The 23,796-nt window shown below is 70.6% G+C and carries 25 protein-coding genes; 10 read left to right on the top strand and 15 right to left on the bottom strand.

The genetic code is table 11. The features are described from left to right. From RI211_RS14110 to RI211_RS14100, 3 genes are read right to left on the bottom strand one after another with little or no spacing between them, the layout of a single operon-like run. Positions 1 to 1,407: an MFS transporter gene (locus RI211_RS14110; RefSeq protein WP_315638374.1), complete on the bottom strand. Its 1,407-nt coding sequence runs from the start codon at positions 1,405 to 1,407 to the stop codon at positions 1 to 3. Positions 1,408 to 1,446: 39 nt separating this feature from the next. After that, positions 1,447 to 2,523 carry a carboxylate-amine ligase gene (locus RI211_RS14105; protein ID WP_187662352.1) on the bottom strand — a complete coding sequence of 359 codons (1,077 nt, stop codon included), beginning with the start codon at positions 2,521 to 2,523 and terminating at the stop codon, positions 1,447 to 1,449. 5 nt (positions 2,524 to 2,528) lie between these two features. Then, positions 2,529 to 2,795 carry a DUF7218 family protein gene (locus RI211_RS14100; RefSeq protein ID WP_187662351.1) on the bottom strand — a complete coding sequence of 89 codons (267 nt, stop codon included), beginning with the start codon at positions 2,793 to 2,795 and terminating at the stop codon, positions 2,529 to 2,531. A 121-nt stretch (positions 2,796 to 2,916) separates the two neighbouring features. Here RI211_RS14100 and RI211_RS14095 point away from each other — a divergent pair, with 121 nt between their 5' ends. Continuing rightward, positions 2,917 to 3,081 (top strand): hypothetical protein, encoded by a 165-nt coding sequence (locus RI211_RS14095; protein WP_164498167.1) that lies wholly within the window; start codon positions 2,917 to 2,919, stop codon positions 3,079 to 3,081. A 69-nt stretch (positions 3,082 to 3,150) separates the two neighbouring features. Here the strand turns inward: RI211_RS14095 and RI211_RS14090 are convergent, their stop codons facing one another. Then, a complete protein-coding gene (locus RI211_RS14090) occupies positions 3,151 to 3,357 on the bottom strand; it encodes a CsbD family protein (protein WP_101848342.1) in 207 nt (68 codons plus the stop codon). 191 nt (positions 3,358 to 3,548) lie between these two features. Between RI211_RS14090 and RI211_RS14085 the strand changes: the two genes are divergently transcribed. Continuing rightward, positions 3,549 to 3,950 (top strand): four-helix bundle copper-binding protein, encoded by a 402-nt coding sequence (locus RI211_RS14085; protein ID WP_025102514.1) that lies wholly within the window; start codon positions 3,549 to 3,551, stop codon positions 3,948 to 3,950. 21 nt (positions 3,951 to 3,971) lie between these two features. Here RI211_RS14085 and RI211_RS14080 read toward each other — a convergent pair whose 3' ends face one another. Further along, a complete protein-coding gene (locus RI211_RS14080; RefSeq protein WP_268776623.1) occupies positions 3,972 to 4,319 on the bottom strand; it encodes a hypothetical protein in 348 nt (115 codons plus the stop codon). Between the two features lie 291 nt (positions 4,320 to 4,610). Here RI211_RS14080 and RI211_RS14075 point away from each other — a divergent pair, with 291 nt between their 5' ends. Further along, positions 4,611 to 5,105, top strand: coding sequence for an FBP domain-containing protein (locus RI211_RS14075; RefSeq protein WP_187662349.1), 495 nt, complete (start codon positions 4,611 to 4,613; stop codon positions 5,103 to 5,105). Here the strand turns inward: RI211_RS14075 and RI211_RS14070 are convergent. The 8 genes from RI211_RS14070 to RI211_RS14035 all read right to left on the bottom strand — a co-directional run bounded on the left by RI211_RS14070 (position 5,102) and on the right by RI211_RS14035 (position 14,122). Then, positions 5,102 to 5,923, bottom strand: a complete 822-nt coding sequence (locus tag RI211_RS14070; RefSeq protein WP_315638375.1) for a PaaX family transcriptional regulator — start codon at positions 5,921 to 5,923, stop codon at positions 5,102 to 5,104. The two genes, RI211_RS14075 and RI211_RS14070, sit on opposite strands and share 4 nt — an antisense overlap. After that, a complete protein-coding gene (locus tag RI211_RS14065) occupies positions 5,913 to 7,295 on the bottom strand; it encodes a kynureninase (protein ID WP_315638376.1) in 1,383 nt (460 codons plus the stop codon). The genes RI211_RS14070 and RI211_RS14065 overlap by 11 nt, the downstream gene beginning before the upstream one ends. Position 7,296: 1 nt before the next feature. Next, a complete protein-coding gene (locus tag RI211_RS14060; protein ID WP_315638377.1) occupies positions 7,297 to 8,316 on the bottom strand; it encodes a hydrolase in 1,020 nt (339 codons plus the stop codon). After that, entirely contained in the window at positions 8,316 to 9,167 is an 852-nt protein-coding gene (locus RI211_RS14055; protein WP_315638378.1) for a tryptophan 2,3-dioxygenase, read from the bottom strand. Before RI211_RS14055 ends, RI211_RS14060 begins: the two co-directional genes overlap by 1 nt. A 295-nt stretch (positions 9,168 to 9,462) precedes the next feature. Beyond that, positions 9,463 to 10,515: an alpha/beta hydrolase gene (locus tag RI211_RS14050; RefSeq protein ID WP_315638379.1), complete on the bottom strand. Its 1,053-nt coding sequence runs from the start codon at positions 10,513 to 10,515 to the stop codon at positions 9,463 to 9,465. A gap of 181 nt (positions 10,516 to 10,696) precedes the next feature. After that, positions 10,697 to 11,224 (bottom strand): cysteine hydrolase family protein, encoded by a 528-nt coding sequence (locus RI211_RS14045; protein WP_315638430.1) that lies wholly within the window; start codon positions 11,222 to 11,224, stop codon positions 10,697 to 10,699. A 107-nt stretch (positions 11,225 to 11,331) separates the two neighbouring features. After that, complete coding sequence (locus RI211_RS14040; RefSeq protein WP_315638380.1) at positions 11,332 to 12,771, bottom strand: purine-cytosine permease family protein; 1,440 nt, start codon at positions 12,769 to 12,771, stop codon at positions 11,332 to 11,334. Positions 12,772 to 12,838: 67 nt separating this feature from the next. Beyond that, a complete protein-coding gene (locus tag RI211_RS14035; protein ID WP_315638381.1) occupies positions 12,839 to 14,122 on the bottom strand; it encodes a M18 family aminopeptidase in 1,284 nt (427 codons plus the stop codon). 238 nt (positions 14,123 to 14,360) lie between these two features. On the opposite strand from RI211_RS14035, the gene RI211_RS14030 reads away from it, so the two are divergent. Continuing rightward, a complete protein-coding gene (locus tag RI211_RS14030) occupies positions 14,361 to 15,224 on the top strand; it encodes an EamA family transporter (protein WP_268776630.1) in 864 nt (287 codons plus the stop codon). Between the two features lie 9 nt (positions 15,225 to 15,233). Here the strand turns inward: RI211_RS14030 and RI211_RS14025 are convergent, their stop codons facing one another. Beyond that, on the bottom strand, positions 15,234 to 15,887 hold the full coding sequence (locus RI211_RS14025) for a response regulator (RefSeq protein WP_268776631.1): 654 nt from the start codon (positions 15,885 to 15,887) through the stop codon (positions 15,234 to 15,236). 334 nt (positions 15,888 to 16,221) lie between these two features. Here RI211_RS14025 and RI211_RS14020 point away from each other — a divergent pair, with 334 nt between their 5' ends. Beyond that, positions 16,222 to 17,256 (top strand): sensor histidine kinase, encoded by a 1,035-nt coding sequence (locus tag RI211_RS14020; protein ID WP_315638382.1) that lies wholly within the window; start codon positions 16,222 to 16,224, stop codon positions 17,254 to 17,256. A 214-nt stretch (positions 17,257 to 17,470) separates the two neighbouring features. Here the strand turns inward: RI211_RS14020 and RI211_RS14015 are convergent, their stop codons facing one another. Next, complete coding sequence (locus tag RI211_RS14015; RefSeq protein ID WP_232089093.1) at positions 17,471 to 18,214, bottom strand: GntR family transcriptional regulator; 744 nt, start codon at positions 18,212 to 18,214, stop codon at positions 17,471 to 17,473. Between the two features lie 170 nt (positions 18,215 to 18,384). On the opposite strand from RI211_RS14015, the gene RI211_RS14010 reads away from it, so the two are divergent. From RI211_RS14010 to RI211_RS13990, 5 genes are read left to right on the top strand one after another with little or no spacing between them, the layout of a single operon-like run. Beyond that, positions 18,385 to 19,308, top strand: coding sequence for a phosphate/phosphite/phosphonate ABC transporter substrate-binding protein (locus tag RI211_RS14010; RefSeq protein WP_315638383.1), 924 nt, complete (start codon positions 18,385 to 18,387; stop codon positions 19,306 to 19,308). Between the two features lie 28 nt (positions 19,309 to 19,336). After that, positions 19,337 to 20,164, top strand: coding sequence for a phosphonate ABC transporter ATP-binding protein (gene phnC / locus RI211_RS14005; RefSeq protein ID WP_259954297.1), 828 nt, complete (start codon positions 19,337 to 19,339; stop codon positions 20,162 to 20,164). Further along, positions 20,161 to 21,951 carry a phosphonate ABC transporter, permease protein PhnE gene (gene phnE, locus RI211_RS14000; protein WP_315638384.1) on the top strand — a complete coding sequence of 597 codons (1,791 nt, stop codon included), beginning with the start codon at positions 20,161 to 20,163 and terminating at the stop codon, positions 21,949 to 21,951. The genes phnC and phnE overlap by 4 nt, the downstream gene beginning before the upstream one ends. Continuing rightward, the gene (locus tag RI211_RS13995) at positions 21,948 to 23,087 is read left to right on the top strand and encodes a TIGR03364 family FAD-dependent oxidoreductase (protein ID WP_315638385.1); all 1,140 of its coding nucleotides are present in this window, start codon (positions 21,948 to 21,950) and stop codon (positions 23,085 to 23,087) included. The genes phnE and RI211_RS13995 overlap by 4 nt, the downstream gene beginning before the upstream one ends. Beyond that, positions 23,084 to 23,794 carry an HAD family hydrolase gene (locus RI211_RS13990; RefSeq protein ID WP_315638386.1) on the top strand — a complete coding sequence of 237 codons (711 nt, stop codon included), beginning with the start codon at positions 23,084 to 23,086 and terminating at the stop codon, positions 23,792 to 23,794. The genes RI211_RS13995 and RI211_RS13990 overlap by 4 nt, the downstream gene beginning before the upstream one ends. Positions 23,795 to 23,796: the final 2 nt, after the last annotated feature.

Here is a 23,796-nt window from a genome sequence, read left to right as displayed (position 1 = left end):
TCATCGCGGCTGAGGCGTCGGCTGCGCGGGGGCGTCGACCGGCGGCGCCGCCGCCTCCGAGGGGTTCCGGCGGATCCCGATCCACGACACGACGCCGCCGAGCACGAGGAGCGCCGCGGTGACCCAGGCGGCGTTGTGGAACCCGTCGAGGTCGAGGGAGCCGCCGACGATGGTCGACAGCATCGCGACGACCAGCAGCCCCGCGACGCGGGAGACGGCGTTGTTCACGGCGGAGGCGATGCCGGAGTGGTTCTCGTCGATGGCCCCGAGGATCGCGGCCGTCAGTGGGGCGACGGTGAGCGACAGGCCCAGCCCCATCACGATCATGGCCGGGAGCACCTGCGCCCAGTAGTCGAAGGCGGTGTTCACGGTCAGCAGCATCAGCGCTCCGACGGCCATGATCAGCGGCCCGACGGTCATGAAGATGCGCGGGCCCCAGCGCCCCGCCCACCCGCCGGCGCGGGAGCTCAGCAGGATCATCAGGATCGTCATCGGCAGGCTCGCGAGTCCCGCCGCCGTCGCGCTGAGTCCCGCCCCCTGCTGGAGGTAGACGCCGACGACGAAGCCGTTGAGCGAGAGCGCGGCGTAGACGAAGAGCGTGGCGAGGTTGCCCCACCCGAAGTCGCGCACCCGGAACAGCCAGAGCGGCATGAGCGGCGTGGCCGAGCGGCCCTGCCGCCACAGGAAGACGGCGAAGAGCGCGGCCCCGACCACGGCGGGGATCCAGATCGCGGGGGAGGCCCACCCGAGGTTCGGCTGCTCGATGAGGGCGAACACGATGGCGCCCAGGCCCAGCGCGCACAGTGCTCCGCTCCACCAGTCCACCCGGACGCTCCGAGGGTGCTCCGGCAGGTGCAGGCGGGCGAGCAGCACCAGCGTCACTCCGATGGGGAGAACGTTGATGAGGAACACGAAGCGCCAGGAGAGGAAGTCGACGAAGAGCCCGCCGAGGAGGGGGCCGACCAGTTGGGCCGCCGTGGTGAAGGCGGTCCAGACGCCGATGGCCCTCGCCTGCAGGTCGCCGCGCATGGTCGCGGTGATGAGGGCGAGGGAGCTCGGGACGAGGAGGGCGCCGGCCGCTCCCTGCGCTCCGCGGGCCATGATGAGCATGAGCGGATCGATGGCTGCGGCGACCGCGACCGACGCGATGCCGAAGGCGATGAGCCCGATCCGCATCACCAGGACCCGGCCGTAGGCGTCGGACAGGGACCCCGCGAGCAGGATCAGCGCGCTGAGGGTGATGAGGTACGCGTCGACCACCCACTGCTGCGTGGTGATCCCGCCGCCCAGCTCTTCACTGATGGCGGGAAGCGCGACGTTCACCACCGTTCCGTCGAGGAACGTGACGAACGAGGCCAGCACGGCGATCGCGATGACGAGCCGCTGGAGCGGGGCGAAGGATGACACAGGCCGACCCTACTCCCGGGGTCGGACGCGAGGGGCCGGTCAGTCAGCCGATGTCCCGGTACCTTCCGCCAGCAGCCGTCGGAGTGCGGGGAGGCCGTCCCGTCCGTGCGCCGCGCGCTGCCGCGCCGCGCCGGTGCCGTCCGCCCGCATCCGGGCGAGTCCCGCTCGCACGGTGTCCGCATCGCCCTGCTCGTCCAGCACCGGGCCGATGTCGTCGAGCAGGTGCTCGGCCACGGTCCAGGCCGGGGCGACCTCGCCCGTGAGCGGATCCAGGATGCGGGCCGTCATCCCCGCTCTCGACGCCATCCAGATCGACGCGTCGATCGTCTCCGTCTCGTCGGCGACGATCCGCTGCGCGGACGACAGGGCGATGCCGCGGGTCAGCAGCGCGGAGAGAACGGCGTCCTCCGCGGTGAGCTGCGTGTCCGCGACGCGCGCCTCGACCGTCGGGTAGCGCTCGGACAGGCGCACCGCCCAGGAGAGGGAGGTCGCCTCCCCGATGGTCCCGAGATCGAGGAGCTGGTCCACGCGCGTGCGGTAGTCGTCGACATCGGCGAACCGGGGCGGGCACCACGACGAGGGGAGCCGGCGGATGAGCATGCTCCGCCAGCTCGCGAAGCCGGTGTCGATGCCGTTGCCGAACGGACTGTTCGTACTGAGGGCGAGCAGCAGGGGCAGCCACGCGCGGAGTCGATTCAGCGCACGGACCCGCTCCTCCTCGTCCGGGACCTCGACGTGCACGTGCAGCCCGTTCACCTCGTGTTCGCGGGTGAGGTGCGCCAGGCGCCGGGCGACGTCGTCGTAGTGCGCCGACGGCGAGAGCCGGGGAGAGCGGAGAGTGGTGAACGGCGAGCCGGTCGGCGCCGCGATCGCGCGCCGCGCGCGGGCCTCCGCGCCGATGGCAGCCCGCAGCGTCGTCAGTTGCTGCAGGGCCTCGGCTCCGGTCCGCACCGGATCGGTGAGGGCCTCGAGCTGCGAGGCCAGGTACTCGGTGGTCACGCGTCCGGCGGCGACCTCGCCGCCGATGCGCTCCAGGATGTCACCGCTGAGGGCGACGGGGACGAGCGAATCCTCATCGAGCAGGAGGAACTCCTCCTCGATCCCGAAGCGCGTCATCCGGGTCAGTGGTTTCGCAGTTCGGAGATGAGCTCGGCCTTGCGCTTGCCGCTGTAGCCCGTGAGGCCCAGTTCCTTCGCGCGCTTCCGCAGCTCGGGGACGGTCCAGTCCTCGTAGTCCCCGTGCTCCCCGCCGCGCCGGCCGACCGAGCTGCGGCCGTCGCGTGCGGCGGCGTTCGAGATACGGGCGGCCTTCTCCTTCGAGGCGCCGTCGTCGCGGAGTTCCTCGTACAGTTCCGGATCCTTCAGGGAATTGTTGCGTCGTCCTGGCATTGCTCTGCTCCTTCGCGCATCGGGAGGGTCGAAGTCAACCCCCTCCAGGGAGGGTGTGGTTCGGGTCTAGCGTGGTGTCACCGCAGTCGGGCGCCCGCGCCCCCAGAGAAGGGAAAGACCGATGAACATCCTCCTGATCATCGTCATCGTCATCGCCGTGATCCTCGCGATCACCGGAGGACTGGTGCAGTCGCTCCAGTTCCTGCTGTGGGTCGGTCTGGTGCTCCTGGCCATCGCCGTGATCGCCTGGCTGATCCGAGCGATCACCGGCAGCCGCAAGGTCTGACCCGAGTGCGGAGGGGGAGGCTCGCCATCGGCGAGCCTCCCCCTCTTCATGGGTTCAGCGGGTGGGGGATCAGCGGTTGAACGCGTCCTTGACGCTGTCGCCGGCCTTGCCCGCGGCGTCCTTGACGTTCTCGCCGGCCTGCTTCGCGTCGGCCTTCACCTGATCCGCCTGGCCTTCGGCCTCGAGCTTCTCGTTGTCGGTCAGCTTGCCGAAGCCTTCCTTGGCCTTGCCACCCAGCTTCTCGGCGGAGTTCTTCATGTCATCTGCGCCACTCATAAGAGGCTCCTCTCCTTGACGGATCGATTGCTCTTCGAGCCTCCCACCGGCCCTCCGCACCGTCCACGGGATTGACATTCGCGCAGCGGCGTGTCAGCGTCCCGCGACCATCGACTCCCGTCCGCGCAGGGGTTAGCCTGGCGCCAGGCGGGTGTCCTGCCCGTCGTCCTCGACGAAGGGAGCGGTGTGCGATGGACGCGATGATGATGGGTGCCATGTCCAAGAACATGGAGTCGATGCCGGACATGGCGATGATGGACATGTCGGTGCTGCAGGCCTGCATGGATGCCTGCGCCGCCTGCGAGCAGGCCTGCACCGTGTGCGCGACCCAGGAGATGGACTGCGCTCCGGCCTGCATGAACTGCGCGGACATGTGTCACACGATGATGCGGTCGATGCTCCGCATGCAGGGGATGACGCCGGCCACGATGATGGCGATGCTGGACGCCTGCATCGCGATGTGCCAGATGTGCATGGACGAGTGCATGCAGCACGCCGATCACAGCGACGTCTGCCGGCTCTGCGCTCAGGCGTGTCAGGCCTGCATGAACGCCTGCATGGCGGTCCGCGACATGATGATGGCGAGCGCCTGACCCGAGGGGATCAGGGCATCGTCACACGACGGCGACGTTGAAGCGGGTGCGCCCGACGGCGAGGACGGCGTAGTCGAGGTGGAGGGCGACCGGGCTGCCGATCGCGGCCTCCAGCGCGGCGCCGGAGCCGTTCCACAGCGTGTGCGTGGTGCCGTCGAGCGTGCGGACGACGAGGTCTCCGGCGACCGGATCCGCCGCGATCACGAACGCGTCCGCCCACCCTGCCGGAGTCGCCGCCGCGAGGCGCTCCTGGATCAGGTGCAGGGCGTGGCCGGGTGCCGACGACGAGCAGCGGCCGCCGTTCCCGCACATGCACGTCGCACGCTCACGCACCTCGAGGGGCGGACGGCGGTGCAGCGGCGTGGACACGGGGACTCCTTCGGATCGGCGTCCCGCCAGAGTACGTCGACCGGGTCGGGATCCCGCAGCGCCCCCGACACGCGACGAAACAAACGGGTGTAGGCTCGCCGGGTGCTGTCGTCGATGAGCGCCCTCGGGGCGCGGAGCGGAGCTGCAGGCGCGTTCAGCGCCGCAGGCAGAGGCTGAGGACCGGCCGGAGGCGGAATCCCGTCCCCGGTGCTGCGTCGTACCCCGGCACCGTCCGGGTGATCCTCCGATCCGTCTCGCCGTTCCGGCGATCACACCGAAAGCTCTTCCCCTATGCGTCCCATCGACGAGCGCGCTCTGCGCGCCTCCTTCCGCAACGCCTCCCGCAAGGAGATCTCCGACATCACCCTGCCGCCCGGCTTCGCCGAGACGGACTTCGACCGGCTCGACTACCTCGGCTGGGTCGACCCGAAGCTGCCTCGTCGCTCCTACGTCGTCACGTGGATCGACGACGAGCCGGTCGGTGTCGTGCTGCAGCGCGCCGAGCAGCGCGTGCTCGCCCGCGCGCAGTGCTCCTGGTGCGAGGACGTGACGCTCCGCAACGACGTGCAGCTGTACGTCGCCCGCCGCGCCGGGGCCGCCGGTCGCAAGGGCGACACGGTCGGCGTGCTCGCATGCGCGGAGTTCGGGTGCAATGTCGCGGTGCGCAGGCTCCCGCCGCTGGCCTATCCGGGGTACGACCGCGAGCTCGCGCGCGAGATGCGGATCCTGCGGCTGCAGGAGCACGTGACCGGGTTCGTCCGCGAGGTCGCCGGTCTGACCCTCTAGGCCGTCACGGCGCGCACGTGGGCGAGGGCGGGTGCCTCCCACGCCGCCGACAGCCGGGCGAACGCCTCGAAGCTGCGTCCGCCCGGCCAGTCGGCCGGCAGCATCGCCGGGGGCAGCCCGGGATCCGTGTAGGGCAGCACCCGCCACCGGTCGATGAGGTGCACGTAGGCCGGGAACGGCGCGTCGGGCAGGGCCGCGAGCGATGTCTGGAAGGACTCGTGCTCGGCGCGCAGCCCGTCCAGGTCCCACCACGCCGCGGCGGCCTCGGCTAGGGTCCCTGCCGGGGCCGGGGCCGACGCGTCGAACAGGGTCGCCCAGCGGCGGGCATCCAGCTCGTCGAGGATCTGCTCCGCCTCCTCCCGGAGATGTCCGGGGCAGATCCACAGGGCGGGGGAGACGACGCCGGCGCCGATCCAGTGCAGTCGGCGCCGCAGCTGATGGCGCACGCTGCGTGCGCTCTCCGGGATCGAGAACGACACGAGACACCACGGATCGTCGTCGGTCATCTCCCGCATCCGGAAGATCCGGCGGTCGCCCCGCTCCAGCATCGGCACCGCCGCAGGGCTGAGGCGGTAGCCGATCGCGTCGCGGCGCTCGGGGAGGAGCAGACCCTTCTGCTTGAGACGGGCGATGCCCGTCCGGGCGGGAGCCGCCGGGATTCCGAGGTCACCGGCCAGCGCCACGAGGTCGGCAGCCGAGATCCAGCCGCCGAGCGGGCGCAGATACAGGCCGATCAGGGTGCGCAGGAGCGAGGCGGTGCTGCCGGGGCGGGCGTCGATGTCATCGAGCACCACCGGTGCCGCGGGGTCAGGAGACACCGGACTCCAGTGCGTCCCTCACCGCGAGCACCCCGGCGACGGTCTCGGCGTGCGACGTGCTCAGCGGCGACAGCCCGAGCCGGATCCCGTCCGGGAAGCGGAAGTCGGGGATGACGCCGTCGGCCCAGAGCTTCCGGGTGACCTCCCGGAAGTCGGGGTGGCCGATCGTGATGTGTCCACCGCGTAGCGCGGGGTCGCGAGGGCTGAGCAGGCGGACGTCCAGGGGCGCGAGCAGCTCGTCGTACGCCCGGACCGCGAGCGCGGTGAGCGACTCCGACTTCGCGCGCACGCCGTCGATCCCCGACTGTTCGATGAGGTCGATCATGCCCTGCATCGCGAGCATCGAGGTCACCGGCGGCGTGCCGCTGAGGAGCTGACGGATGCCGTCCGCCGGGACGTACTCGGGGCCCATGGCGAAGATGTCGGCGGCGCTCCACCAGCCCTGGATCGGCTGCCGCAGCACGCCCTGCAGGTCGTGGCGGAGGTAGGCGAACGCGGGCGACCCCGGGCCGCCGTTGAGGTACTTGTACGTGCAGCCGACCGCCATGTCGACGCCCCAGTCGTCGAGCTGCATCGGCACGACACCCGCCGAGTGGCAGAGGTCCCACATCATCAGTGCCCCGGCCTCGTGGACGACGGCGGTGATGCCCGGCATGTCGGCGAGGGCGCCAGAGCGGTAGTCGACGTGGCTGAGCGAGACGAGCGCCGTCCGCTCCGAGACCACGGCCGCGACGTCGTCGATCGTGACGCCGTGCACCGGATCGGGCGTGATCCAGCGCAGCGTGGCCCCCATCTCCGCTGCGACGCCTTCGGCGAGGAACCGGTCGGTGGGGAAGTTCCCCTCCTCGATCACGAGCTCCGTCCGCCCCGTGGGTCCCTGAGCCGCGCCCGTGGGTCCCTGGGCCGCGCCCGCGGGTCCCTGAGCCGCACCCGTGGGTCCCTGAGCCGCGCCCGTGGGTCCCTGAGCCTCGCCCGTGGGTCCCTGAGCCTGTCGAAGGGCCGTGGGTCCCTGAGCCTGTCGAAGGGCACCCCGCATGAGCTTGTAGATGAGGACGCTCGTGGAGTCGGAGACGACCGTCTGTCCCGGACCCGCCCCGAGGGCGACGGCGCCGATGCGGTCGCCGAGCTCCATCGGCAGCGCCATCCACTGCTCGTCCCAGGAGCGGATGAGACGGGTGCCCCAGTCCTCGCGCACGAACGCGGCGAGCTTCTCCGGCACGTCGCGCAGCGGGCGGCCGAGCGAGTTGCCGTCGAGGTAGGCGGTGACGCCCGGGGCCTCGACGAAGGCGTCGAGGTGGGCCGCGAGGGGGTCGGACGCGTCCAGGGCGCGGGCGGCATCGAGGAGGGCGGTGTCGGCGGAGCGGTCGGTCATGTCACACCTTCAGGTCGGCGGGGGTGAGGGGGCGGGCGGCCAGAGGATCGGCGGATCCGGGTGGCAGCAGGAGGAGGAGAGAGCGAGGATCGAGCGGGTCGACGGGCGCGAGGGCGCGGAGGAGGGCGTCGTCGTCGAGGCCGGCGGTGCGGAGGGCGGCGACCTCAGCCGGGTTCAGGTCGACGGGGGTCGGGCCGTTGCCCATGTCGGTGCCGTAGCGGACGGTGCCGCCGGCGGCGTGGAAGCGGGCGACGTTGTCGATCGCGATGGCCCGCGCGTGGGAGTCGTGGATGGCGAGGGTGCTGATCCAGGAGGTGCGGGCGGCCTGCTCCGCGATCTCCTCGTCGTCCAGGCGCTCGGAGAACGGGGCGTGGGCCAGCTGCGTCGCTCCGAGGCGGACGACGCGCTGCGCTTCGCCGGAGCCCTCCGCATGGGCGATCACCGGGAGGCCTCGGGCTGCGGCGAGGTCGGCGATCGTGCGGAAGAGGGCGTTGGAGAAGACCGGGCCGGCGGTGCTGTTGCTCGCGACCTTGACGCAGGAGACACCCGCCGCTGCCATCTCCTCGACCGTGGTCGCCGCTGCCGCGGGGTCGGCGATCTCCCGCACCGAACCCGCCGGCGCCCAGGCGCGGTCCGAGGGGTATCCACCGGGAGGCGTGAGGAACGCGCCGGCGAAGTCGACGGTTCGCAACTCAGGAGAATCCGGCCCAGGAGCACCCGGAACCGCCTCGGAAGCGCCTCCGCCGGTCGAAACTCCTGAGTTGTGAACGGCGATCCGCGCCACCGTAGACGGATCGCCGCCGAGGTCGACCACTCGTCCGAGGCGGGACGAGGCCAGGAGGGCGTGGTCGACGAGCTGCAGGTGCACGTGGTGGTCCGTGAAGCCCCCGACGATGCGGCCGGAGAGGACCGGGCCCCCCGGCGCGGGTGTCTCCTCACCGAGCCGGGGGCGCCCGTCCTCGCCGAGTCTGACGACGCCGTCCCGCCAGCGCTCGCCGTCGAAGAACGTCGCCGTGAGCATCAGGAACCGATCTCGGTGCGGACGGTGTAGAGCTCGGGGAAGAAGGTCAGGTCGAGGGCGCGCTGCAGGAAGCCGACGCCGCTCGACCCGCCGGTGCCGACCTTCATCCCGATGGTGCGGGACACGGTCTTGAGGTGACGGAAGCGCCAGAACTGGAAGTTGTCCTCGAGATCGACGAGGTCCTCGCAGGCCTCGTAGAGGTCCCAGTGGGTGCGCGGGTCCTGGTAGATCGCACGGATGGCAGGTACGAGGTCCGGGGTCTCGCGGTAGGGCTCCCGCACGTCGCGGTCCAGGATCTCGCGGGGGATCGGGAGGCCGCGGCGAGAGGCGTAGCGGAGGAACTCGTCGTACAGCGTGGGCTTCTCCCACTCGGCCGTGAGGAGCGCGAGATTCGCCGGGTGGTCGCGGAAGACGCTCAGCATCTTCTCGTTCTTGTTGCCCAGCGCGAACTCGACGGCCCGGTACTGCACCGACTGGAAGCCGGACGAGTTGCCGAGGGCGCCGCGGAACTGGGCGTACTCCGTCGGGGTCAGCGTCGCGAGCACCGACCACTGCTGAGTCATCACGTCCTGGATCCGCTTGACCCTGGCGATGCGCTTGAGGGCTTCGCGCAGGTCGTCCGCCGCGAGCAGCTCCCGCGCCGAGCTGAGCTCATGCAGCAGCTGCTTCAGCCAGAGCTCCGTCGTCTGGTGCTGGATGATGAACAGCATCTCGTCGTGGTGCTGCGGGTCGCTCACCGGATGCTGTGCCGTGAGGAGCTGGTCGAGCGCGAGGTACGAGCCGTAGGTCATACGCCCGGAGAGGTCCGTGACGATCCCCGACTCGAGTGCGCGTTCGTTGTCGGTGTGCATCCCGCGAACATATCACTTCCGTGCCGATCGTCACAGACATGTTATGTCAAGATCCCGCCCCGCTTGCACGACCCGGCGCCAGTGGCACGGGTATCTCCCGGATTCGGTCGTGCACCCGTGCCCGGGTCGTGCGCCCGTGCCCGGGTCGTGCACCCGTGCCCGGGTCCGTCTCCACCCGTGCCGAGGTCCGCCTGCACGACCGGGGAACGGATGAACAGACGTCCGGCCGAACGAGTCGTGCCGTCGTGTCGGGATCGTGCAACCGTGGTAGCCCCGCCGGACGAAAGGGGCCGGGTCAGCGGGTGTGCGCGTCGAGGAAGGCGATGGTGTTGGCGAGGGCCTTTCGAGCCTCGGGCTGATCGAGGTGGAACTGGTACTCGTGCGGGAGGGCGGGCTCGTGCGGCGCGGGCCAGAACACCGGCGTCACATCGACGCCGAGCTCCTGCAGCCGCTTCGCCATCGGGATCGACTGGAGCCAGGTGAGCCCGTCGCCGTTGCCGCCCGAGATGTACGTCGAGGGGAAGTCGGAGGTGACCCAGTCCACGGTCGACATCGTGGCGCCGGTCGAGTCCTCCGCCCAGGTCTTCGTCCCGGAGTACGCCCACATCGCCGACTTGAAGCCCCACCCCGGGACTCCGTCGAGCTCGGCCAGTGCGGCGAGGTCATAGACGCCGCAGTTCAGCACGGTCGCGACGAGCTGGTCGGCGCGGATCGACGGGCGGATGCCGAGGATCTCGGCGTAGTCCGGATTCGTGATGAGCGTGGCCATCTGGCTGGCGAGCTGAGCGCCCGCGGAGTCCCCCGCCAGCACGATGCGACGCGGGTCGACGCCCAGTTCCGCCGCGTGCGCGTCGATGTAGGCGAGGGCCTCGTCAAGCTGGTGGACGGCGAGCGGGTACACGCCCTCGGGTCCGCGGGTGTAGTTCACGCCGATGGTCGTGTAGCCCTCCGCGGCGAGGATGCGGAGGTAGGGATCGACGTCCTCCTTCGAGCCCGAGATCCAGGCACCTCCGTGGATCCACACGACAGTCGGCAACGGGCTCTCGGCGGAGGCGGGGCGGAAGACGTCCATCGTCGTGTCCGCGCCGGCATCCCCGTAGGCGATGTCCTTCCGTTCGTCGAGAGGCGTGTCCGTGACGTGCTTCGTCATCTCCGCCGCGGTCTCGTCCCCGCCCTTCGTGAACACCGAGCGGATGATCATCGCGGATGGCCACGGCGTGAGCGCCCCGATGATCGCGACGACGGCGGCGACCGCGGCGAGGACGCCCACGGCGATCTTCGTGCGACGCCAGGGCGTCCGGCCGGTCTTGGCGGCCACGGTTCCGGCGCTGCTGCGGGAGTCTTCCACGGCCTCAGTGTGCCAGTATCCGCCGTCGCGGGATCGAAAGCGTTCCGGAATCCCCGAACGAGGGCGCGCTTTCGATCCCGCGGCCGGACTGCACCTCGTGCCGGGATCGAAAACGGGCGGGAAGCGGCGCGCGGAGGTGCGATTTCCGTCCCGCACGGGCGGGGAGGGGGAGGGGAGAGGGTCAGGGGGAGAGGACGGTGGCGGTGTCGGTCACGGTGATCTGTGGGGGATACAGGCTCATGACCTGCACGGCGGCGGCGTGGTTCTCGGCCGTGGAGCCGGCGCAGGCGTCGGCGGCGAGCGTCACCCGTGCTCCGGCATCGGCGGCGGCGAGAGCGGTGGACACGACGCAGCAGTCCGTCGACACCCCCGCCAGCACGATACGGCCACCGTGCCCGACGATCGCCTCGAGCTCCGGGCCCCACTTGCCGAACGTGGGCAGGTCGACGGTCGGATGAGGAGACAGGCCTTCCGCCTCGGGGACCAGTGCATAGAGCGGGTCGTCGGCGGACCGGTCGGCGAACGGCCACGCCGCGAAGTACTCGCCCCAGGAGGTGGAGCGGTCGGCCGTCGGAAGCCACCGGGTCACGAGCACGCGCTCGCCGAAGGCCTCCGCGAGCCGACGGATGTTCGCCATCGCCTCGGAGAAGAACGGCGAGCCCCAGGCGGAGTCGGGCGATGCGAAGATCACCTGCGGATCGATCACCACGAGCCAGCTCTCGGTCCCTGAGCCTGCCGGCTCCTGGGTTCCTGAGCCTGCCGCCTTCTCGGTCCCTGAGTCTGCCGCCTCCCGGGTCCCTGAGCCTGTCGAAGGGCTCACGACTCCTGCCGCCGTATCTTCCCCGCCCGGGCGAACCAGGTCACGAGGAACGACAGCACCAGCGCCACGAACACCCCGAGGTTCGCATACGCCCAGTCCCCGTCCGTCCCGCCGACGAGGAACAGGAGGTACCCCTGCCAGTTGTTCCACGGCGCGGCGTCCGCGAAGCCGTTGAGGACGAGACCCCAGCCGATCACGCTCGCGACGACCATGGTGCCGATCGACGTCCAGTCCCAGGCGCCGTAGCGTCCGCGGCTGTCGAAGAGGGCCTCGTCGTCATAGTCCTTGCGACGGCGCAGGATGTCGGCGATGAGGATGCCGGCCCAGGAGGCCAGCGGCACGCCGAGGGTGATGAGGAAGCTCTGGAACGGGCCGAGGAAGTCGGTCGCGAAGAACACCACGAAGATGGTGCCCGCCGTGAGGATCGCGCCGTCGATCGCCGCCGCCGACGGCCGCGGGATGCGGATGCCGAGGCTGAGCAGGGTCAGGCCGGAGGAGTAGATGCCGAGCACCGCGCCGGAGACGAGCGCGAGCACGGCCGTAAACAGGAACGGCACGAGGACCCACACCGGCAGGATGCTCGCCAGCGCGCCGATCGGGTCCGCGGCGATCGCGTCCATGAGCTCGGCGTCCGATCCCGCGAGGAGCAGACCGAAGACGACGAGGATGACCGGTGCCACCGAGCCGCCGATCGTGTTCCAGGCGACGATCGCCCCGTCGGACGCGGTGCGCTTCTGGTAGCGCGACCAGTCCGCGGCGATGTTGATCCACCCCAGTCCGAACCCGGTCATCACCATCACGAGCGCGCCGACGACCTGGCCGATGCCGCCGTCGGGACGGGCCATCACCGCAGCGATGTCGATGCTCGGCGCCGCGAGGATGATGTACACCACCGTCACGACGCCCGTGATCCAGGTCAGCACCGACTGGAGCCGCATGATCGTGTGGTAGCCGAGCACCGAGGCGGCGACGATGAGTGCCGCGACGATCACGGTCGCGAGGATCTTCAGCCAGAGGCTGTCCCCGTCGCCGCCGAGCTGCGTGATGACCGTCGCCGTCGCCAGTACCGCCATGATCGCGAGGAAGGTCTCCCAGCCGATCGACGTGAGCCAGGACACGATCCCGGGGACCTTCTGCCCCTGGACGCCGAACGCGGCCCGGGAGAGCACCATCGTCGGCGCCGACCCCCGCTTGCCCGCGATCGCGATGAGCCCGCACAGCAGGAACGACACGACGATGCCGACGACCGAGACCAGAGTCGCCTGCCAGAACGAGATGCCGAAGCCGAGCACGAACGAGCCGTAGGACATCCCGAACACCGAGACGTTCGCCGCGAACCACGGCCAGAACAGGTCGCGGGGCTGGGCGGTCCGCTCGGACTCGGGGATGATCTCGATGCCTGCGCGCTCGATGAGAGCCGGCCTGATGTCGGTCATCCTCACATCCTGGCACTCCGCGAGCGCACTCGTGACGCGGATCGGGGCACCGCGCCGGGCGCGCGGCTCAGCCGGCGAAGAAAGCCCCGGCCACGCGCGTCAGGTCGTGCAGGTCCGAGACCCCGGCGAGCTCGCGCGCGGAGTGCATCGAGAGGATGGGGATGCCCACGTCGACCGTGCGGATGCCGAGCCGTGTCGCGGTGATCGGTCCGATGGTCGAGCCGCACGGCACGCTGTTGTTCGAGACGAACTCCTGCGTCACCACCCCGGCCCGATCGCACCAGTTCCGCCAGGACGCGGCGCCGACCGCATCGGTCGCGTAGCGCTGGTTGGCGTTGAGCTTGAGGATGGGCCCGGAGCCGAGCACGGGCTGCACGACGGGGTCGTGTCGGCCGACGTAGTTCGGGTGCACGGAGTGCCCCACGTCGCTGGACAGGCACCACGACGACGCGTACGCCTGGCGGCGGGCGGAGCCGTCGGCCCCGAGCCCTGCGTAGAGCCGCTCCAGCACATCCTCGAGGAAGGGGCCTGCGGCGCCGGAGCGCGACTCGGAGCCGAGCTCTTCGTGGTCGAACGCGGCGAGGATCGCGACGGGGGCTCCCGCCTCGGGTTCATGGGCCGCGAGGGCCACCACGCCCGCGTGCACGGAGGCGAGGTCGTCGAGCCGGCCGGAGGCGAAGAACGCGTCGTCCTTGCCGAACACCGCGCCCCGCGCGGCATCGGCGACGACGACGTCGTAGCCGCGGATCTCTGCGGAGTCGACTCCGGCGGATGCCGCGAGCTCGGCCATCACGTCCGCCTCGGTCGGGTCGCCGAGACCCCACACCGGCTGCGTCTCGGTCTGCTTGTCGAGCGCGAGGCCGTTGTTGACCCCCCGATCGAGGTGGATGGCGAGCTGGGGGAGGCGCAGCAGGGCTCCGGTGTCGGCGAGGACGACCCGGCCGTCGGCGAGGGCCAGCCTGCCAGCGAGGCGCAGCTCTCGGTCGAGCCAGGAGTTCAGCAGCGGACCGCCGTACACCTCGACGGCGGCCTGCAGCCAACCCCGGGCTCCGGTGGTCGGCTGCGGCTTGAGCTTGAAGCCGGGGGAGTCGGTGTGCGCCCCGAAGACCTGCACCGGCGTCGTGGCGGTCGCGTCTTCCGGCACCACCCACGCGATCGTCGCGCCGTCGCGGACCACGAGGTACCGGCCGCCGGGCTGCGCGGGCCAGGCGTCCTCCTCCTGCAGCCGCGTGAAGCCGGCCTCCTCCAGGCGGCGGGCCGTCTCGGCGGCTGCGTGATAGCTCGACGGGGAGGCGGCGACGAAGTCGGCGAGGTCCTCGGCGTGGGCGAGGGCGTCCGGGGTGACGGGCATGGCGTGACCTTCCTGCGCGGGGTGTCCTTCGAGCGTAGTCGCGCCCCGTCACGCACCCCGTCTCGCGGCCTTCCCGGTCGGGGATAGGGTGGTGGCGATAGCGCCTAGGGTTCCGGGGTCTGCACCCGTCTGGTCCGAGCGGCGCCACGGTCCTCCTCCGCAGGAGGGTCGTCATCTGACAGGACAAAAGCCCGGAGGACCCGATTCGTCGCGCCCGCGGCGGAGGGAAGGGTCTGCCGTGTCCGCTGTCGCTCTCGTCCTCGTCCTCGCCGCCGCGATCGCCCACGCGTCCTGGAACGTCATCGCGCACGGCATCAGCCGCGCCGGATCGCCGTTCCTGTGGTGGGGTGCCGTCGCCAGCACGGTCGTCTGGATCGGGGCCGTGCCGTTCACGGGCGGACTCGGTGCGGCCGACCTCGGCTCGTTCGCGCTCGGAGTCTCCGTCTCCGCGGTCCTGCACGTCGCCTACATGGCCGTGCTGCAGCGCGGCTACCGGGAGGGCAGTCTGTCGACGGTCTACGCGACGGCGCGGGGCACCGGGCCCTTCCTCTCGGTCATCGTCGCCGTGCTCCTGCTCGGGGAACGCCCCTCGGCCCTGGCGCTCGTCGGCGTCGCCGCGGTGATCGTCGGGGTCGTCGCGATCGGGTTCGTCGACCGCCGGCCGGCAGGGAGCGGGCGCCGCATCGACCCCGGTCTGCTGTTCGGCGCCCTCACCGGCGTGGCGATCGCGGTCTACACGATCTGGGACGCCCACGCGGTGCGCGAGTGGGAGCTGTCACCCGTGGCGTTCATGGTCGGCACCACGCTGCTGCAGGTGCCGTTCTACTCCGTGGCGGTTCGTGGACGATGGGGTGCGGTCGTGGCGCTGGGGCGCACGCAGTGGCGCCGCATCCTGGCCTTCGGCATCCTGTCGCCGCTGTCCTACATCCTCGTGCTGACCGCCATCCAGATCGCTCCCGTGGCCCTCGTCGCACCGCTGCGGGAGGTCAGCGTCGTGCTCGTGAGCCTGTTCGGCGCCTTCGTCCTGCGCGAGTCCCGGCCGGGATGGCGGATCGGCGCCTCGCTGATCGTCCTCGTCGGGATCGTGCTGCTCGCGCTCTGAGGCCGCGCCTCAGCGGAAGGTGACGAGTCCGGCGTGGGCGGCCGTGACGAGGATCTGCACGCGGTCGCGCAGGTGCCACTTCGACATCATGCGGCCGAGGTGGGCCTTCACCGTCCCCTCCGAGACGATGAGCGCCTTCGCGATCTCGGCATTGGACATGCCCTTCGCGAGGCACTGGAGCACCTCCTCCTCGCGCTCGGTGAGCGGTTCGAGGGTCTCCGCCGCCGCAGCGGGCGTGGAGGCGCGCACATGGCGGATCAACATCGACGCGATGCGGGGCGACAGCGAGCTCGCTCCGGCGAACACCTCCCGCACACCCGTGACGATCTCCTCCGCGCTGGAATCCTTCAGCAGGTAGCCGGAGGCGCCCGCGCTCAGCATGGGCAGCACGGTGTCGCTGCCGTCGAGCGTGGTGACGGCGAGGATGCGGACGTCCGGCCATCGTTCGGCGATCGCCGCGGTTGCCTCGATGCCGTTCATCTCCGGCATCTGGACGTCCATCATCACGACGTCCGGCTTCTCGCGCTCGACCGTCGTGAGGGCCTCCAGGCCGTCCTCCGCCTGCGCCACGACCGTGATCTCGGGCGCGCGCGACACGAAGTGCGACAGCGCGGAGCGGACCAGAGGATCGTCATCGACGATCACGACGCGGATTTCCTGCATGGAGGAAGCCTAACGGCGTGAAGCGGGCGCTCTGAGGATGTAGACCTTTGGCTATCGAGGTCTGGACGAAGGCCAGATGTGCGCTCCGCGCGCCGCCGAGAAGATGAATACAGACATCGACAAACGGCACTAGAACGGAGGTGAATGTAATGACTTTCTGGCAGCAGGTTGGCAAGCTTTTCGGTTTCACTCGCTAGGATAGCTGGCGAATAGGAGACAGTGCACCATGGCCTTAGACCAGTCAAAACGGGCGGTGCCTGATATTTTCCGACTCGCACGCGGCGAACGCCTCACACGCGTAGAGAGCATCGTCATCCTCGCGATCATCAGCGTGATGGTTGCGATCGACGTCTTCACTCTTTTCACGGACCCCACCGTGAATCCCCTCGCCTCCGCGGTGAGCATCGCCTCGACTCTCGCTACCGCTCTGTTCCTCTGGTCGCCTCTGATCGCCACCTGTGCGATCGGCATCGTTCTGGTGGCCTCGTTCTTCACGGGGACCGAATCGCAGGTCCTCATCACCGCCGCCCTGGCGTCTGCGCTGGTCATGCGCCTGGGGTGGACCCCTCTTGTCCTCTCCTACACGGGAGTCTTTCTCGTCGCTGCGTCCGTCATGGCGTACGGCGACTCGGACGTCCCGGTCAACGTCGGCATCTACCTGATCGCGGCCACCGTCGCCGGGGCCATCGGCCTCGGACTCCGGCTGGCCTTCGACCGCGGACGTCGCCTCGAGCACGAGCTGGAGGCTGCGGCTGAGCAGGAACGGGAAGCCGTCCTCGCCGAGCGACGATGGATCGCCGGCGAGCTCCACGACAGCATCGCGCACCACCTCACCGTGGTGTCGCTCCACGTGCAGATGCTCGAAGACCCCGACGCCAGCGATGGCTCCCGGGAGGCGATCCGCGTCGCCGCCCGCAAGGCCATGACAGACCTCCGTTTCGTGATCGACCTCGCCGACGACGGCCCGCGCGCTGCGGGCATGCCGACCGGTGACCTCGTCGCCGCGGTCGAGGAAGCGCGGACCGAATTCGAAGCGGCCGGGCACGACGTCATCCTCGACGGCGACCCCGGCGACGAGCGCATTCCCCGCGCGGTCGAGATCGTGCTCGCGCGCATCGTGCGCGAGTCGGCCACGAACGTCCTGAAGTATGCCGGCCCCGGAGCCGTCGAGATCCGTCTCGCGGTGGACGACGACAAGGCGCACCTCTCACTGCGCAGCCCGCTCCCCACGACGCCGCGTCGGGAGCTCTCCTCCAGTCGGACCGGCCTGGGGCGGATGGCCGAACGCGTGATGGGCGCCAGCGGCGAGTTCAGTGCCGGGGAGGTGGACGGACACTGGCTCGTGTCCGCCGTGTTGCCGGTGGTCTGAGCCCCGCGTATCCTGAGACGACGCCCGTGATTCCGCCCCCGAGGCCGTAGACGAAAGTCTACGAGTGTCTCGACATTCGGCACTTCAGAGGCTTCGCGGCGCCGACATATCCTGAAGGCTCCCCAGATAAAGCGTCCCCAGCGCTGCGATCGCGGGCGCGATCTTTCTGGCTTCTTACACTCCCGCGCCCGCGGTCGCGAATCTGTCTCCGGCCTCAGCCGCCCACTGCTCTCATGTAGTGTCCGTCCGTCGATATCCCGGACGCGGCCACGGTGAAGCGCACCACCTCGCTGAGGTAGCGGTCCTCCGATGCCTCGAAGATGCGCCCCTCGGCGTCCCGCGACGTGCGCGTCAGCCGCAGGATGGGCGTTCCTCGCGGCACGCGGAGAAGCGCGGCGTCCTGATCGTCGGCGGCGACCGCGTCGATGACGTGCTGCAGTGCGACGATCGGATGCCCGACCGACGCGAGGTACTCGGTGATCGACACCGCGTCGAGGTCGATCTCGAACAGCCGACGGCCGACGTCCTCGGTGTACGCGAGGCGCTCCAGCATCGTGGGACGGCCGTCGAGGAGCCGCAGGCGCACCACGCTCACGATCGTGTCGTCGCGTCCGACACCCAGCGCCGGGCCGAGATCGCCCGCGCGCCGCAGACTCAGCTCCTGCGTCTGCGCGCCAGGGGTGACGCCGAGGTCGCGCGCCCATCGGGTGAACGGGACGGAGACGTCCACGGCCTGGTTCGCCTTGCGCGCCACCACGCGCGCCGGCCGGCCGCGGGTCGTCTCGATGAGGCCTTCCGCGCGAAGGGCCGCCAGCGCGTTGCGGATCGGACCGCGCGACGTGCGCCAGTGCTCCGCAAGCTCGGCTTCCGTGGGCACGTCATCGCCGGGGCGGAGCGTGCCGTCCGCGATCCGCGAACGGAGGTCGTCGGCGATCTGGGTGTACACAGCTTCGGCCACATAGGTACATTACTTCGTTCGGTGGCACGAAGGGCGGTGTGTTGCGAGGGTGTTCACCCAGGCGAATGGCGGGTGAACGCCGACTGAACTCTTCTGAGATAGGTATACATCTCAGCGAGGCTGCTGGGAGAGTCGTCCGTGGATCACTCCTCCCACCCTGAAAGGTCCTCATGAAGCTCCGCGCTCTCCCCGCCCTCGCCGGCGCTGCGATCCTCGCGTTCGGCCTCGCCGCCTGCTCCGGATCGGCCGATGCCACTGACGCCCCCGGCGACGCACAGTCGGCCGGTGGATTCGCCGTCGACGAGAACACCCTCGTCTTCGGCGTCGTCCCCGACTCGGTGGACACCGAGACGAACTACCAGCCGCTCATGGACTACATCGCCGAGGTCACCGGCAAGACCGTCGAGTACCACGAGTCCACCGACTACGCCGCGCTCATCGAAGCCGCCGTCGCCGGGAAGGTCGACGTCGCCTCGTTCTCCGGATTCACCTACGTCACCGCGACCAACAACGGCGCGAAGCTCACCCCGATCTCGTCCATCGTCACCGAGGAGGGCCAGGAGCCCGGCTACTACTCGCAGGCGATCGTCCCGGCGGACAGCGACATCACCAGCCTCGAGGACTTCGCGGGCAAGAAGGTCTGCTTCGTGGACCCCTCGTCCACCTCCGGCTACCTCTTCCCGTCGTACAACCTCATCGAGGCGGGCGTGGACCCGAAGTCCGACATCACCCCCGTGTTCGCGGGCAAGCACGACGTGAGCGTGCAGAAGGTCGGCGAGGGCGTCGAGTGCGAGGCCGGTTTCGCCGAGGACTCCGAGGTCGAGAAGTCCGACAAGGTGAAGGTCATCGCCGAGACCATGGTCCCGGGTGCTCCGCTCGTCTACTCCTCGTCCCTGCCGGATGACGTGGCCAAGCAGCTCGTCGACGCCCTCGGCGAGGTCACGATCGACGACATCATCGCGGCGGGCATCGACAGCGCGGACTCCGACGCGTTCCGCAGCGTGTTCTTCGCCACCAAGCCGGTGGACGACGCGTACTACGACCTCATCCGCGACATCTGCGCCGAGACCGAAGCCGAGCAGTGCCAGGGCTGACGCCCCGCGCCTGACGACAGGAGAAGCCATGACCGCGGCATCCGACACCCTCATCCGCCTCGCCGGCGTCACCAAGACCTTCGGCAGCACCACCGCCCTGAAGGACGTCACGCTCGAGGTGGCGCGGGGAGAGATCGTCGTGCTGCTCGGGCTCTCCGGTTCCGGCAAGTCCACGCTGCTGCGCCATCTCGACGGCCTGGAGCTCCCCAGCTCCGGGTCGGTCGCGGTGCTCGGCGCATCCGTTCCCTCGACGAAAGGTCGGGCGCTGCGGGAACTCCGCAGCAGCGTGGGCTTCATCTTCCAGCAGTTCGAGCTCGTGCCCTCGCTGACGGTTCTGGAGAACGTGCTGACCGGATCGCTGTCGCGGATGCGCGGCCCGCGGCTCGGGCTGTGGAGCTACCCCCGCGCCGCGAAGCTGACCGCGCTGGAGCACCTCGACCGCGTCGGCCTCCTCGACCGTGCCTATCAGCGCAGCGACACCCTGTCCGGGGGGCAGCAGCAGCGGGTGGCGATCGCCCGGGCGCTCATGCAGAAGCCGGCGATCCTCCTCGCCGACGAGCCCGTCGCCTCGCTCGATCCGGAGTCGAGCGAGCAGGTGATGGCCCTCATCCGCGAGATCGCCGCCGATGAAGGACTCACCGTCGTGTGCAGCCTCCACCAGGTCGACCTCGCGATCAGCTGGGCCGACCGGATCGTCGGGCTCCGACACGGCGAGGTCGTCCTGGACACCCCGACGGACGGACTCTCCAAAGCCGAGGTGATGGAGATCTACGGCCGCGTCGCGACGACGACGGCGGAGATCCGTGCCGTGCAGGTGGAGCTCGTCGACGCCGTGACCGCGGTGGGGGCGTCATGACGGCGGTGGGAGCGTCGACACGGGGCGCTTCGACAGGCTCAGCGACCCAGGGTGGCGGCTCAGCGACCCGGGGCGGCGGCTCAGCGCCCCAGGGTGGCGGGAGTGTCGTGGAGCGGGCGCCGAAGCGGCCGCTGTCCGCGGAGCGCATCGCAGCGGGACTCACTCTCCTCGTCCTCGTCGTGCTCGGCATCCTCGCGGTGCGCGACGTGGGGATCTCGATCCCGGCGATGGTCCAGAGCTGGGGCAACGCCGAGAACTTCCTCGGCCGCGTCGGCGGGCTCTCCTTCCCCGCGCCGGCCGACCTCGCCTGGCTCATCGCGCTGACCGTCGGCCTCGTGCTCGTCGGCACGCTGCTCGCGGCCGTGCTCTCCGTGCCCATCGCCTACCTCGCCGCCGCCAACACCACCCCGGGCGCGGGCTGGCGCGCGGTCGCCCGCTTCCTCGGCGTCCTCACCCGCGCGCTGCCGGACGTGGTGCTGGCCATGGCGTTCGTGCTCATGTTCTCGCTCGGCACGCTGCCCGGCATCCTCGCCATCGGCATCCACTCGATCGGCATGATCTCCAAGATGTTCGCGGACGCCATCGAGCAGATCGACGAAGGGCCACGTCTCGCGATCCGCGCCGCGGGGGGCTCGAAGCTGCAGGAGTTCACCGCTGGCATCCTCCCGCAGGTGCTGCCGAGCTGGGTGGCCACAGTGCTGCACCGCAATGACATCAATCTGCGCGGGAGCGTCGTGCTCGGCTACGTGGGCGTCGCCGGCCTCGGGCTCGAGATGTCCTACGCCTTCAAGTCGCTGAACTACGGCAAGGGCCTCGGGATCGCGCTCGTGATCTTCGTGCTCTGCATCGTGATGGAGATCGTCTCGAGCACGGTGCGCGGCGCGATGCTCGGCGAGCAGAAGCAGACGCGGTCCTGGATGGACCGGATCGTGCATCCGCGCATGCCCCGGCGGCCGTCCGCCTCCGCCGCCGATCGCCTCGCGTGGGCGGAGAGCCCGCAGACCGCGGTGCGCCGTCCGTGGACCGCCCAGCGGGTGCGTCACACGGCCGCCGGGATCGTCGCGGTCCTCGTCGTTGTCGGCAGCGTCGTCGTGAGCCAGATCACCTGGTCCGACCTGTTCACCTTCTGGGCGAAGCTGCCCGACGTCGCCGCCCGGTTCTGGCCGCCGTCGTTCGGCAACTACGACACGGTCGCGATGCTGGAGGCCATGCGGGAGACCGTCGCGATCGCGCTCGCGGCCACCGTCCTCACCCTCCTGCCGTCGCTGCTGCTCGGCTCGTTCGCCGCGCGCAACGTGGCCCCGCATGCCGCAGGGCGCGGCACCGCCCGTCTGCTCCTCGTGGGCATCCGCGGCATCCCGGAGCTGATCCTCGCCATCGTCCTCGTCGTCATCACGGGTCTCGGTGCGCAGGCCGGCGTCATCGCGCTCGCGATCGGCGGGATCGGACTGCTCGGCAAGCTCATCGCCGACTCCTTCGAAGAGGTCGACCGCGGGCCCGAGCGCGCTCTGCGGGCGGTGGGCGCCACCCGGATGCAGACGTACACGTCGGCCACGCTGACGCAGGGCACCCGCGCGCTCATCGGGCACAGCTTCTACATGCTCGACACCAACATCCGCGCAGCCACGATCCTCGGCATCGTCGGCGGCGGCGGGGTCGGCTACTACCTGCTGAACGCCAGCCAGGGCTCGCGCTACGAGACGGTGACCGCGATCGTGCTGATGATCCTCGTGACCGTGCTCGCCGTCGAGGGGCTCGCGATGTGGATGAGGAAGGTGTTCCGATGAACGGGGCGAAGCAGAACCCCGACGTCGTCGTCGTCGGTGCAGGCATCGTCGGCCTCGGGGCCGCGTACGCGGCCGTGCGCCGGGGGCTCCGCGTCGTCGTGGTCGACCGCAGCGCGGCCCCGACCGGCGCCACGATCCGGAACTTCGGCCACCTCTGCATCGGCGCGCAGGGCGGGGAGGCGCGGCGATACGCGGATGCCTCGCGCGATCTCTGGCTGCAGCTCGCCAGGGACGCGGGCTTCTGGATCCGAGAGTCGGGCACGCTCGTCGCGGCCCGGCATGAGGACGAGCTCGCCGTGATGACCGCGGCGGCGCAGGACGGCGGCATCCGGATGCTGGAGGCCGATGAGCTCCTCCGCCGCGCCCCGCTGCGTCGGGACGGCCTCGTCGGCGGCGCCCTCATCGAGACCGACCTGCAGACGGACCCGCGGACCGCGGCGACGGCCATCGTGCGGCACCTGACGGCCCGGGGCGTCGAGTTCCGCTTCCGCACCGCGGTGACGGCGCTCGGCGCAGGGCGGGTGGAGACCACGCGCGGTGCGATCGACGCGGGGGCCGTCGTGGTGGCGGTCAACCACGACATCGATCAGCTCCTGCCCGAGGTCGCCGAGCGCCACGGCGTGATGCGCTGTGCGCTCGACATGATGCGGGCGGCGGTCTCGTTCCCGCGACCGCTGACCGCGCCCCTGCTGACCGGCTGGTCCCTCATCCGGTACGGGAGGTTCGCCGATGGACCGGAGGCCCGAGTCCTGCGCGAGCGTCTGCACGCCGAGCGCCCCGACCTCGCGGCCCTCGACCTCAACCAGATGTACACGCAGCTTCCCGATGGCACGCTCATCCTGGGTGACTCGCATGCCACCGCCGCCGCCCCCTCGCCGTTCCAGCCCGAGGCCGCGTTCACCGCGTTCCTCAGCGAGGCCGAGGCCCTGTTCGAGTGGGGTGCACCGCGGGTCATCGAGCGGTGGCAGGGCGTGTACGCGAAAGCCCACGGCGAGTTCCTCGTCGACCGCGGAGACGACGGTGCGCTCGTGCTCGCCGCCACCACCGGCATCGGCATGACCTGCGGCCTCGGGCTCGCCGACCTGCACCTCACCGCCGCCCTCGGCGGCACCCCTGCTCTGGAAGGAACCCCATGACCACTCCCATCGAACTCGTCGTCCTCGACATGGCCGGCACCACCGTCGTGGACGACGGCGTGGTGGAGCAGGCGTTCCAGCGCGCCGCCGAACGCACCGGCGTCGCCGCACGGCTGCCCTGGGACGATGCCCTCGGCTATGTCAGGAAGACCATGGGACAGTCCAAGCTCGATGTCTTCCTGCACCTGGCCGACGGCGATGCGGTCGCGGCCCGGCAGGCCACCGCGGCGTTCGAGGCCGCGTACGCCGAGATCGTCGCCGAAGACGGCGTCGCGGAGATCCCCGGGGCGGCGGACGCGATCCAGGGCTTGAAGGACGCCGGGCTCGCCGTCGCACTGACCACCGGGTTCGCGCCGGTCACGCGACAGGCGATCCTCGACGGCCTCGGATGGGGAGGGCTCATCGACCTCGCGCTCTCCCCGGTCGATGCCGGCCGCGGACGCCCCGCACCCGATCTCGTCCTCACCGCGCTCCTGCGTACGGGGACCTCGGCGGTGCAGGCCGTGGCCGTCGCCGGCGACACCGTGAGCGACGTCGAGTCCGGCCTCCGCGCGGGTGCGGGTTTCGTCGCGGGAGTGCTCACCGGCGCCCACGACCGTGCGGCCCTGAGCGGAGTGGGCGCCCACGCCGTGCTCTCCGACGTCACGGCGCTGCGGGGAGCTCTGGCCCAGCGCGAGCTCCTTCCCGCTGCCGTCGTCTCCGCCTGAGA

The organism is Microbacterium meiriae (assembly GCF_032364335.1).
GTDB classification, from domain to species: Bacteria; Actinomycetota; Actinomycetes; order Actinomycetales; family Microbacteriaceae; genus Microbacterium; species Microbacterium meiriae.
The sequence above is the reverse complement of the archived record's forward strand: the minus strand, read 5'-3'. Positions and strand labels throughout refer to the sequence as shown.